14 protein-coding genes are annotated in these 12045 nt (G+C 41.0%); 9 read left to right on the forward strand and 5 right to left on the reverse strand.

The genetic code is table 11. The annotated features are described in order from the left end of the window. Positions 1-9 precede the first annotated feature (9 nt). Together RCZ04_RS10800 and metF are read left to right on the forward strand one after the other, a co-directional pair. Positions 10-612: a GrpB family protein gene (locus tag RCZ04_RS10800; protein WP_460486049.1), complete on the forward strand. Its 603-nt coding sequence runs from the start codon at positions 10-12 to the stop codon at positions 610-612. Further along, positions 581-1537 carry a methylenetetrahydrofolate reductase gene (gene metF, locus RCZ04_RS10805; RefSeq protein ID WP_460486050.1) on the forward strand — a complete coding sequence of 319 codons (957 nt, stop codon included), beginning with the start codon at positions 581-583 and terminating at the stop codon, positions 1535-1537. Before RCZ04_RS10800 ends, metF begins: the two co-directional genes overlap by 32 nt. Before the next feature lie 20 nt (positions 1538-1557). Here metF and yihA read toward each other — a convergent pair whose 3' ends face one another. The 5 genes from yihA to RCZ04_RS10830 form a co-directional block, all read right to left on the reverse strand. Then, positions 1558-2157: a GTP-binding protein gene (gene yihA / locus RCZ04_RS10810; RefSeq protein WP_460486051.1), complete on the reverse strand. Its 600-nt coding sequence runs from the start codon at positions 2155-2157 to the stop codon at positions 1558-1560. 3 nt (positions 2158-2160) lie between these two features. Next, positions 2161-2916 (reverse strand): alpha/beta fold hydrolase, encoded by a 756-nt coding sequence (locus RCZ04_RS10815; RefSeq protein ID WP_460486052.1) that lies wholly within the window; start codon positions 2914-2916, stop codon positions 2161-2163. 217 nt (positions 2917-3133) lie between these two features. Beyond that, on the reverse strand, positions 3134-3490 hold the full coding sequence (locus RCZ04_RS10820) for a hypothetical protein (protein ID WP_460486053.1): 357 nt from the start codon (positions 3488-3490) through the stop codon (positions 3134-3136). A 1-nt stretch (position 3491) separates the two neighbouring features. Beyond that, a complete protein-coding gene (gene pdxH / locus RCZ04_RS10825; protein ID WP_460486054.1) occupies positions 3492-4133 on the reverse strand; it encodes a pyridoxine/pyridoxamine 5'-phosphate oxidase in 642 nt (213 codons plus the stop codon). 181 nt (positions 4134-4314) lie between these two features. Beyond that, the gene (locus RCZ04_RS10830; RefSeq protein ID WP_460486055.1) at positions 4315-6432 is read right to left on the reverse strand and encodes a peptidylprolyl isomerase; all 2118 of its coding nucleotides are present in this window, start codon (positions 6430-6432) and stop codon (positions 4315-4317) included. Positions 6433-7386: 954 nt separating this feature from the next. Between RCZ04_RS10830 and RCZ04_RS10835 the strand changes: the two genes are divergently transcribed. The 7 genes from RCZ04_RS10835 (at position 7387) to rplL (ending at position 11923) form a co-directional block, all read left to right on the forward strand. Then, positions 7387-8769, forward strand: coding sequence for a leucine-rich repeat domain-containing protein (locus RCZ04_RS10835; RefSeq protein WP_460486056.1), 1383 nt, complete (start codon positions 7387-7389; stop codon positions 8767-8769). A 242-nt stretch (positions 8770-9011) separates the two neighbouring features. Then, positions 9012-9197, forward strand: a complete 186-nt coding sequence (gene secE / locus RCZ04_RS10840) for a preprotein translocase subunit SecE (RefSeq protein ID WP_460486057.1) — start codon at positions 9012-9014, stop codon at positions 9195-9197. An 11-nt stretch (positions 9198-9208) separates the two neighbouring features. Beyond that, positions 9209-9760 (forward strand): transcription termination/antitermination protein NusG, encoded by a 552-nt coding sequence (nusG, locus tag RCZ04_RS10845; protein WP_002673668.1) that lies wholly within the window; start codon positions 9209-9211, stop codon positions 9758-9760. Positions 9761-9808: 48 nt separating this feature from the next. Further along, positions 9809-10246, forward strand: coding sequence for a 50S ribosomal protein L11 (gene rplK, locus RCZ04_RS10850; protein ID WP_460486058.1), 438 nt, complete (start codon positions 9809-9811; stop codon positions 10244-10246). Between the two features lie 12 nt (positions 10247-10258). Then, positions 10259-10948, forward strand: a complete 690-nt coding sequence (rplA, locus tag RCZ04_RS10855; RefSeq protein ID WP_460486059.1) for a 50S ribosomal protein L1 — start codon at positions 10259-10261, stop codon at positions 10946-10948. 22 nt (positions 10949-10970) lie between these two features. Further along, the gene (gene rplJ, locus RCZ04_RS10860; RefSeq protein ID WP_460486060.1) at positions 10971-11486 is read left to right on the forward strand and encodes a 50S ribosomal protein L10; all 516 of its coding nucleotides are present in this window, start codon (positions 10971-10973) and stop codon (positions 11484-11486) included. A gap of 53 nt (positions 11487-11539) precedes the next feature. Next, positions 11540-11923 carry a ribosomal protein bL12 gene (rplL, locus tag RCZ04_RS10865; protein WP_460486061.1) on the forward strand — a complete coding sequence of 128 codons (384 nt, stop codon included), beginning with the start codon at positions 11540-11542 and terminating at the stop codon, positions 11921-11923. Positions 11924-12045: the final 122 nt, after the last annotated feature.

Here is a 12045-nt window from a genome sequence, read left to right on the forward strand (position 1 = left end):
TTTAGAACTATGAGTCAAGAAGAAAATCCTTTATTAAAAATGTCACTGCAGGAATTGTGGCAACTGTTTCCTATCGTTCTTACGGAACACAATCCTTTGTGGAAAGAATGGTATGAAGAGGAAAGCTGTTTTCTTTTAAATCAACTTCCCTCTGATGAAGTAGTGCGACTGAGTCATATAGGTAGTACGGCAGTAGAAAACATACAAGCTAAGCCCATTGTAGATATGTTGTTAGAAGTAAAAAAAGGTAGTTCATTTCAGAAGTTGAAAGAGCTCATACTACAATCAGGTTATCTATGTATGAATGAAACAAATGATAGGATTTCTTTTAATAAAGGTTATACCGTTAATGGCTTTGCAGAACGTGTATTTCACTTGCACTTGCGTTATGAAGGCGATAATGACGAACTGTATTTTCGAGACGAATTACAAACACATTCTCAGGTAGCCAAAACTTATGAAACGCTTAAACTGTCTCTTTGGAAGCCTTTCGAGCACGACCGCGATGCTTACACCGCTCACAAAACAGATTTTATAAAACAATATACACTTATAGCTAAAGAAGAATTTAAAGGACGATATGAAGATCACAGAACATATAGAAAAAGCTAAGGGGAAAACACTCTTTTCATTTGAAGTAGTGCCTCCTAAAAAAGGAAACAGCATCGAGTCGCTGTACCAGAATATTGAACCGCTATTAGAGTTCAATCCTCCTTTTATTGATGTAACCACCTCACGTGAGGAATACTTTTATATAGAACACCCCAACGGACTTTTGGAGAAGAAAATCACCCGTATGCGCCCTGGTACGGTGGGCATTTGTGCGGCTATCCAACACAAATACGGGGTAGATACCGTGCCTCACGTGCTGTGTGGAGGTTTTTCAAAAGAAGAAACTGAATACCTGTTGGTGGATTGTTTTTATTTAGGCATTGACAATGTAATGGCGTTGCGTGGCGATGCGATGAAGGAACAACGTTACTTTCAGCCTACTGCGGGCGGACATACCTACGCCTCGGAGTTGGTTACCCAAATAGCCAATCTCAACAAAGGGATTTACCTGAACGAAGTGAGTGAAGCCGACCAAAAAGCGGATTTCTGCATTGGCGTAGCTGCTTACCCTGAAAAACACATCGAAGCACCCTCCCTCACCTCCGATCTCGCACGCCTGAAAGAAAAAGTAGATGCCGGCGCCGATTATGTGGTAACTCAAATGTTCTTCGACAATCAAAAATACTTTGAATTCGTGGAGCGTGCCCGCGAAATGGGCATCACCGTGCCTATTATCCCAGGGATTAAACCTATTGCCATTAAAAAACATTTAAATTTGCTTTCACAAGCCTTTAAAATCGACTTTCCTGAGGAGCTCATCAAAGCTGTAGAAGCCTGCAAGAACAACGCCGAGGTAAAACAAGTGGGCATAGAATGGGCGATACAGCAAAGCAAAGAGCTGAAAGACGCCGGTGCGCCTGTGTTGCACTACTATTCAATGGGAAAATCGGATAATATCGTAAAAGTGATAAAAGAAGTATTTTAACAATTGACAATTGATAATTATCAATTGTCAATTGATTTATTAATTTCTTCAATATAATTAATGAGTTCGTCTTTGCCGGTTTTGTCTTCGGCGGAAGTGATGAAGTAAGGCGGGAATTCTTCCCAAGTTTCGAGGAGTACTTGCTTGTAAGTTTCTATATTGCGCTCAATAGCCAACGGTTTGAGCTTGTCGGCTTTGGTGAAGACAATAGCAAAGGGAATGCCGTGTTCGCCTAACCATTGCATAAACTCTACATCTATCTTTTGAGGTTCGTGGCGTACATCTACCAGCACAAACGCACAAACCAACTGCTGGCGTTCTTCAAAGTATTTGGTAATAAACTGTTGGAATACCTTTTTAGTAGTTTTGGACACCCGTGCATAGCCATAGCCAGGCAGGTCGACTAAGAACCAGCTATTGTCGATTTTGAAGTGATTGATGAGTTGGGTTTTTCCAGGACGGCCAGAAGTTTTGGCCAAACCTTTGTGATTGGTAAGCATATTGATGAGCGACGATTTCCCTACATTGGAACGCCCTATAAACGCGTACTCAGGGAGGTTGTCCTTAGGGCACTTGCTCACCTGAGAGTTGCTCATCACAAATTCAGCTTTTTTGATCATCTGTTACCTATTTTCAAGCCAATTGTTTAAAATTTCGTTGAACTCTTGAGGGTGTTCCATCATAGGGGCGTGGCCACATTTGTCAATCCAATGGAGTTCAGAATTAGGCAATAGTTCGTGAAATTCCTCGGCTACTTTAGGAGGAGTTACATTGTCGTTTTTACCCCAGATGAGGCAAGTAGGAGTGTGCATTTTAGGCAAATCCTTCGCCATATTATTGCGGATAGCACTTTTGGCAAGTGCGAGAGTTTTAATCAGTTTCGAGCGGTCGGAAATGTTAGCAAACACCTCATCTACAATCTCTTTGGTAGCTACAGCAGGGTCGTAGAACACCTCTTCGCATTTCTTTTTGATAAAGTCATAATCCCCACGGCGAGGGTAGCCATCACTCATTGCACTTTCGTACAAGCCAGAACTTCCGGTAAGTACGAGTCCTAACACGTTTTTAGGGTGCATTTTGGCATAGAGCAAGCCCACGTGACCGCCGAGAGAGTTGCCCAGCAGTATCACTTTTTCAAATTTCTTGTGTTTGATGAATTTCTGTATATATTTGGCCAAAGTTTTCACCGAAGTAGTGAGCAAAGGCATAGTGAACAGAGGCAGTTCGGGAACTACCACTTTGTATTTATTGGAAAAAAAAGAAATTACGTCTTCAAAGTTACTAAGCCCCCCCATCAAGCCGTGTAGGATAATGATAGGAGTGCCTTCTCCTTTTTCTATGTATGAAAATTTACCTTCTTTTTTTACTTCTGTTGTCATTGGAATTTGTCAAAAAGTTTTTTTGAGCTACAAAGGTAATATTTTTATTTTTATTTACGTGCAGGAAAGTGAAAATATTTTTTATCATCTTTCCTTACTATAAACGCAATTAGTTATTTATTAGTGAGATAGAATAAGAAGGTTTATTATTTAACGATGCTAATTTCAACGGTAAAGGTAAGAAATAATTATCAAATTACTCATTTGATAGGTTTTATTACAACCTATGTTTAATTTCCTCTAAATTATTATTCCGTCTAAATGAATATTCTTTACTGTTATGATTAAGATATTCTATAATATCAGCAGTTTTTTGAAGGGTAGTTTTATCATCAGAAGAAAGGAATAGTATTTCTGAAATGATTTCTAGGGTGTCTTCACTGTCTTTATACGCTGAAAGTATTGTTTCAGTAGGAGTATTGATAAAATAAGTAAGAGTATGTGGTGTATATTTTTCAGTTAGATAATTTAACTGCTTGAGTTGTTCTTCCTTTGCAGGTTTTTTACTCAATAACGCTGTAAGTTCTTCAAAGAAACGGTCGATTTGACGTTTAAGGTAGTCTTTTTCTATCATATCAGGGTGCTAATCGTTCTAATTTCCAATCGTAGTCTTCGGTAAGGGTGTAGCGCAAGCGGTCGTGCAGGCGATTAGGACGACCCTGCCAAAACTCTATGCTTACGGGGCGTATCAAGAAGCCTCCCCAATGTTCAGGACGTGGGACTTCTTTGCCTTCGTATTGTTTTTCTAATAGGTGCAAGTGTTCTTCGAGGTATTCTCTCGAAGGAATTACTTCACTTTGAGGCGATACCACAGCACCTAACTGACTGCCGACAGGGCGTGATTCAAAATAACCATCGGAGGTATTAGCGGGTACTTTTTCGGCAATACCTTTGATGATGATTTGTCGCTCAAGGGAAGGCCAGAAAAAGGAGAGGCACAGGTGTGGATTAGCGAGAATGGCTTTGCCTTTTTCGCTGTGGTAATTGGTGTAAAAGATAAACCCTTCGTAAGTGTACTGTTTGAGGAGTACTACGCGGGTTTTTGGGAAACCGTCGAGACCTATTGTACTTACCGACATTGCGTTAGCTTCGTCTACGCTATCGCTTTCATCGGCTTCGTAAAACCACGTTTGGAAGAGTTGCATAGGGTTTTCGGGTGCATCGCTTTCTAAAAGTGCGCGCTTGTCGTAAGTTTTTCGGTAGTTGCTTAAATCCATTTTATTAGGTAAAAGATAAAAAGTAAAAGGTAAAAGGTTGGTGGGGCAAAGGTAAAAAATAATTAGGGAATTAGCAAATTAGTGTGTGACATAAAAAACAAGGAGTTAAAGAAATCAATCTTTAACTCCTTGTTTTATCTTTATCAGTAAGGTGGCTTGTTACTTGCTACCTGTTACCTGATTAATAGAATGCGCTTAAGTTTTCTTTGATAGTGGCGCTGTTCTCTAATGACTTAAGAATACCTTGTGCGGCACGTTCAGTGCGCACTTGCTCAACGGTTTGCGCCTGAGTTTTATAGTTATCCAAAGCTGGAGCTACGGTAGCTGAGGTAAGTTGGATTACATACACTGCACTTTCACCGTCGATAGGTTTAGAGATTTGCCCTTGTTTGAGTCCGAAGGCAGCTCCTACTACTTTAGGTTCGCGACCTTCGCCTATGATAGTTGGGTTTTTCATTATCAAACCTGTGGCACTTTTCACTTCGGTTTTGTTAGCCGAAGCGATGGCTTGGAGACTATTGCCTTTGGCTTTCTGTTTTAAGATAGCTGCTTTTTTCTCGCGAATGAGAATGGGTTTTACGATAGGAGCAGCTTCTTGTACTGAGCTGATGCCTTCTTCGCCTTGTTTTACCAATTGAGCTACAATATAATTGCCACTGCTGGTGAATTTCTTGATATCACCTACTTTGGTATCTTTTTGGAATAACCATTGTACGATAGAGCGGTTAGAGCCTAACCCGATAATTTGGTCGTCGTTTTTGTGAAGATTATCGGCACGGAGGACTGAAAGCTCAGCTTTTTTAGCGATATTCGCAAACTCTTTAGGGTTTTGAGTGGCTTTCATCTCGAAGTTAGTTACCTTAGCAAAAAGTTCGTTTACGGTAGCGTCAGAAGGTTCTACTTTACGGCTAATAGTAGCGATATTCACTGCTTCGGTTTTATCAGTTACTTTTACTACGTGGAAGCCAAAATCGGTTTCAACTATGCCTATATTACCTACGGCATTGCTGAAAGCGAAGTCTTCAAAAGGTTTTACCATTGCACCTTTAGAGAAGAAGCCGAGATCACCAGCACTGTAAGCAGCACCTGGTTCTTCAGAGTTTTCACGAGCGAGTTGGGCAAAATCAGCGCCTACTGCTTTAGCCTGAGCTAAAAGCTCTTCGGCTTTTGCTTTTGCTTCTTCCTTAGTGCGGGTGGTATTAGGGGTAGCTGCTTGACTACCGGTGTAGGCGATAAGGATATGGCTTGCCTTTACTGCTCCACCTGCTTGCTTAGCTACCATACGGCTGAGTTTGAGGCTTCCGTCTTCTTCATAAGGTCCGAACACTTTGCCTACCGGAAGGTTGAAAAGTGTATCGGCGTAAGATGTGCGGAGGTTGTCTTTATTCACAAAAAGACTGTCGTAAGGCACATCGGAATGACGGTCTACAAATTCTTTGATATTTTTAGTTTTAGCAAAGCCTGCAATGGTGTCGTTACTATTGGTTTTGCTATTGAACACTACTTCGGGTTGCAAGAGCTTGAGTAGACTTTCTCTTTCGGCTTGGATATCGGTTTGAGATGGTTTTTCGGTTACTACTATATATTGTATATTGCGGTAAGCCTCTTGTTTGAATTGTTTTTCGTGTTTTTTGATGTAATCTCTAATCTCGTTATCGGCTACGTTTATGCTTTTATCATCGATAGAGCTGTATTGCAAGGCTACATAGCTGATATCGGCGAGGTCTTTTTCTTGGTGGTATTCGATTTCGGCTTCGGCATTGGTAACGCCGAGACCTGCGCGAATAAGGCTGAAATACATTCGCTGTTTAGCATCTTCTACAAGAGCGTCCTCTTGCATTTTCCACTGAGCATAAGCTTGGGGATTGGTGTTTTTGAGGGTAGCCAAGTAGTTGGTAAATTTATTAGCGTCGAACACGCCATACTCATTCACAAACTGAGGGTTTTGAGCGAGTGGTGTTTTAGCAAGAATAGCCAAAATCTGGTCTTTTTCTATACTGAGACCGAGTTTTTCGATTTGCTGATTGAGGAGGATTTGTTGTACGTTTTGCTCCCACACGTATTTAGCGGCTTCGATGCTGCTAGCTTGCCCATTAGCTTGACGGGTAGCATTTTCGACTTGCTGACGAAAAGCATCGACAGACACATCTTCGCCATTTACGCTACCTACTTCGTTAGGGGTATGGTTGCTAAAGCGCCCTTTACCTATGAAATCGGAAATGATGAATGCGAAAAGGGCGAGCCCAATAATCGCGATAAGGAATACGGTTTTACTTCTAATCTTTTCGAGTACTGCCATTGTTTATAAATCGTTTATAAAAGTATGAATTTGTATTGGTGTTATTAATCGAACGGCAAAAGTAATGCTTTTTGTGGAAATGCAAAAATAATTCGGAAAAATTATTTAAGTAAGAGGTAAAAGAAAAAAAGTAAAAGGCTGTTGATTAAATGGTTAGTGGGTGTGAGCCACACGGGCAGGTGTGAGCCACACGGGCAATAAGGGGGAGATTGGTTGGAGTTGTTAGGACAGATCGGGCAAGTTGGACAAATCGGACTTGTTGGAGAAACTCTGGAAATTAGCAGATGGGGAGATTGTTAGGACGAGTGGGACGAGTCGGACATTTCAGATTTGTTGGGGAAAGTTTCAAAAATTCTGAGGGTCTTAGGAAAGAGATGAGGAAGGAGAAAGACATCGGAGGAATTCGGAAGAGAATTTTTAGGTAAAAGATAAAAGGTAAAGGGTAAAATGGGTATGCTTAGCTTATACAAAGCTTATAGGATGCTTATACGAATCTTGGACGATTGTTATACAAAGGGTGTATAAGTAATTGATTCATACTGTAATACAATAATGCTAAAAATGCTAAAAATAGGGTTTCGAGGCGAAAGAAAAAGGAAGTGCGAGCCGCACAGGCAGATAATGACGAGGGACGAATGACGAAGAAAACATCCCCCCTACCCCCCTTCAAAGGGGGAGGTGGTGACGGGAAGAGGACGAGTCAGACCAGTCGGACGGGGCGGACGGGGTGGAGAGGGTAGAGAGAAGGGGAAATAATAGTAGAAACATCCTCCCTACCCCCTTCAAAGGGGGAGATGGTGTCGCTTAATATACTGGTAGTATATTGATAGGAACATCCCCCTATTCGCTCTCGCGGACAACCTTCAAAGGGGGATGTGTGGGAATAAAAGTTTGGAGGGTGTTTGTGAGATATGCTAAAAATGTGTACTTTTGCGCCCTAAAAACATCAGAATAATGACTACCGCTATCTACAAATACTTCTTTTTAGGGTTACTACTTCTAAGCGAACTCACGTTTGCACAAAAAGGTTTGGAAGCGCTTACCATCAGTGATGGGGTGCTACTGAAATGTGACAACAATAAGTTGCCTCGCGATGGAAGTGTAGAGCTCCCTCGTACAGTGAATGTGATTGGCAAAGAAGCCTTTAAAGATTGCCTTCAACTTAAATCTATCAGCATTGCAGGAACGGTGACAACTATTGGAGAAGGGGCATTTTCGGGCTGTACGAATCTTACGAAGGTGGAAATGTTTCCTAATTCGGTAACTGAAATAGGGGCTCGTGCTTTTGCGAATTGTGCTAAACTGTGGGCGATTGAGTTGCCTAATTCGGTTATTACCATAGGGGAAGAGGCTTTTAGGGGTTGTTCTTCACTGAAAAAGATAGGGATTCCGGAAAATGTGAGCGACTTGGGCAACCGTGTTTTTATGGATTGTTTAGGCTTGCAACAAGTGAACTTTCTGGGAGGAAGGCTAACGGTGATTTCTTCTGGGGCTTTTTACCAATGCAAGCAGTTACAAAAGTTGGTACTTCCTGAAAGTATAAAGAATATAAGGAGTAGTGCTTTTGCGTACTGTGAGAACCTTTCTTCGGTAACTTTTCCTAAGGAATTGGAGAGTATAGGCGATGATGCTTTTGAGTATTGCAGGCGGTTGATGAGCATTGATATCCCTGACAGTGTAGTGTTTGTAGGGGCAAGTGCTTTCAACAGTTGTAGTAGTTTGATGAAGGTAAAGTTGCCGTATGGATTGAGGCATATACTAAATGATACTTTTTTGGATTGCACGAGTTTGACAGCAGTGGTTATCCCCGATACAGTGGAGAAGATAAATATGCAGGCTTTTAAGAATTGTAGTTCGTTAGTACGAGTGCAGATGCCATTGGCGCTCACCGATATTTATTACGGGGCTTTCTACGGATGCAAAAGTTTGCAGTATCTCATATTGCCTGATGAGGTGAAATACATAGGTGGTTTTGCTTTTGCTGAATGTGAGCGTATACAAGAGGTGGAATTGCCTAAAGCGGTGACTGTGGTGGCTTCGAAGGTGTTTTACAACTGTACAAATCTCACGGAGGTTAGGTTATCGAAGTTTACGACCTCAATAGGGGTGCAGGCATTTTACGGTTGCGCTAACCTAAAAGAGCTGAAATTGCCGAGCACTATAGAAAAGATAGATTTGGGTGCCTTTGAAAACAGCGGACTTGTGGAATTGCACAGCAAGGCTACAACACCTCCTGCGATAAATAAGATGGGCTATCGGGGTAAAGTGGTGGTGCCGAGTAAATCATTGAGTTTATACAAGCAAGCGATGGGGTGGAAGGATTGTGCTTTGGAATAGTGCGAGGTGCGAGCCGCACGGGCAGGTAAAAGGCAAAAGGTAAAAGGTAAAAGGTAAAGCCAGCGAGGGCTTATAGCGGGATATGTGAGTAAAGGTAAAAGGTAAAAGAATGGGGTAGGGGAGTACAAAGGTTGAAAAAATATTATAAAAAGTTTGGTGGATTGAAAAATTCGCCGTACTTTTGCCACCCAAAAGCGCACATAAATAGGCGTAATATTACTCATTTATAATACTAATAGGTTATGATTCAATACATTAAAGAGTCTTATGAAGAGCTAACGAACCACGTTACGTGGCCTGCTATTTCGGATGCACAGAGAGAAATGGTGGTAGTAGTGGTGTTTTCTATTCTATTTTCCTTAGTAATTTGGGGGATGGATTCTTCATTTGAATACCTTATAGGTAAGTATTTTGAATTTATGAAATAAAAACAGCGAGGATGTCTGGATTAATAGAAAAAAAATGGTATGTAATTAAAACCGTTACCGGTCAGGAGAACAAAATAAAGAACTATATAGAGAACGAAACCTCACGTTTGGGTTATGCGGACTATGTGGAGGAAGTATTAGTGCCTACTGAAAAGGTGGTTCAGGTGCGCAATGGCAAGAAGACCACAAAGGATAGGGTGCATATGCCTGGTTATGTAATGGTGAAGGTTCACTTAGCGGGTGAGGTAGTGCATATCATTAAATCTATACCAGGAGTAGTAGGTTTTTTAAGTGAGACCAAAGGGGGAGACCCGCTACCCTTGCGCAAAGCTGATGTAAGCCGTATGCTTGGTCAGGTAGATGAATTAGCAGAGACGGTAGAAACGGTAGCGATTCCGTTTGAAGTAGGTGAAATGGTGAAACTTATAGATGGTCCATTCAATGGCTTTAATGCTACCATAGAGCGTGTGAATGAAGAGAAGCGCAAACTTGAGGTGATGGTAAAAATCTTTGGGCGCAAAACACCATTAGAGCTAAGCTATACCCAAGTAGAAAAACTGTAACAAAGCCCTCGTAACAGAGGCATTTAAATAAATTATTAATTATAAACAATGGCAAAAGAAGTTAGTAAAGTAGTTAAACTACAAGCTCGGGGAGGTCAAGCGAATCCTTCGCCACCAATTGGACCCGCATTAGGTGCTGCCGGTGTTAATATTATGGAGTTCTGCAAGCAGTTCAACGCACGTACGCAGGACAAACAAGGGAAAGTAATTCCTGTGGTTATCACCGTTTACAAGGACAAGTCATTTGATTTTGTTATTAAGACTGCGCCTGCTGCTGTTCAGCTGTTGGAAGCCGCTAAGGTTAAAGGAGGTTCTGGAGAGCCAAACCGTAAGAAAGTAGCAAGTATCACTTGGGAACAAGTGAAAGCAATTGCAGAAGACAAGATGCCTGATTTGAATGCATTTACAATTGAATCTGCAATGAGTATGGTTGCTGGTACGGCACGCTCAATGGGTATATCAGTAACTGGAGAAAAACCTTTTTAATCGCAAAGCAATATGGCAAAATTAACAAAGAAACACAAAGAAGCTCTTGCAAAAGTTGATAGAAACAAGCTCTATACACTGAAAGAGGCTTCAGCATTATTGAAAGAAATCACTTACACTAAATTTGATGCTTCAGTGGATATTGCGGTGCGTTTAGGGGTAGACCCACGTAAAGCAAACCAAATGGTGCGTGGCGTAGTTACGCTTCCTCACGGGACAGGAAAAGACGTGCGAGTGCTTGCCTTAGTAACTCCAGAGAAAGAAGCGGAAGCTAAAGCTGCTGGGGCTGACTATGTAGGGCTTGATGAATATCTACAAAAGATAAAAGACGGCTGGACTGATGTAGACGTAATCGTTACAATGCCTGCAGTAATGGGTAAATTAGGTCCGTTAGGACGTGTGTTAGGTCCTCGTGGCTTGATGCCTAACCCTAAAACCGGTACCGTTACTATGGAAATTGGTAAGGCTGTACAAGAAGTAAAGTCAGGTAAAATCGACTTTCGTGTAGACAAAACAGGTATTGTACACGCTTCGATTGGTAAAGTATCATTTACTGCTGAGAAGATTGTAGACAACGCCAACGAGTTGATTCAAACATTGATAAAGATGAAACCTACGGCTGCTAAGGGTACGTATATGAAATCGATTTACCTTTCATCTACAATGAGCCCAAGTATTGCAGTAGACACTAAAACAGTTTAATTTGTAGTTAAAAACCGGAATTATGACAAGAGAAGAAAAATCATTAGTAATAGACAATTTAACTGCACAGTTAGCTGATAGTAATGTTATTTATGTAACAGATTTAACTGGTTTGAACGCTCAAGACACTACGGCATTGCGTCGTGCTTGTTTTAAAGCGAATATCAAATTGGCAGTTGTGAAGAATACCTTGCTTGCCAAAGCAATGGAAGTTTCAGAAAAAGAGTTTGGTGAATTACCAAGCATTCTCAAAGGGAACACCTCATTGATGTATGCTGAAGTAGGGAATGCCCCTGCTAAGCTCATCAAAGAGTTTCGCAAGAAATCAGATAAACCTATCTTGAAAGGGGCTTATGTGGATGCCGCTGTATTTATTGGCGACAATCAATTAGACACCTTATCAGCTCTTAAATCTAAGAACGAAGTTATTGGCGAAATCATTGGCTTGCTCCAATCACCTGCCAAGAACGTGGTTTCAGCCCTCAAATCAGGAGGAGGAAAATTGGCTGGTATTATCAAGACTTTATCTGAAAAGTAAAACAGAACGCACAGAATTTATTTTTAAACAATTAAACAAAAACGATAGAAAAAATGGCAGATTTAAAAAATTTCGCAGAACAATTAGTAAACTTAACCGTTAAAGAAGTAAACGAGCTTGCACAAATCTTGAAAGATGAGTACGGCATTGAACCAGCTGCAGCAGCAGTAGCAGTAGCAGCAGGAGGTGGAGCCGCAGGAGGTGCAGCTGATGCAGGTGCTGAAAAAACAGAGTTTGATGTATTCTTAAAATCAGCAGGAGCTAACAAATTAGCGGTTGTTAAATTAGTAAAAGACTTAACTGGTCTTGGACTAAAAGAAGCTAAAGAAGTAGTAGACGGCGCTCCTTCAAAAGTAAAAGAAGGAGTTTCTAAAGAAGAAGCTGAAGGGCTTAAAAAATCTTTAGAAGAAGCTGGTGCAGAAGTAGAATTGAAATAATTTTACTTATAAACCCTATAAGGTTTAGGTCTTTTTTAATAGAAAAAAGGCCTAAACCATTTTGTAATTTAAGGCGACAATACAACAACGATATTATGGCGAGAGATTTATGCCATATTCAC

It is taken from the genome of Capnocytophaga sp. HP1101, assembly GCF_054772415.1.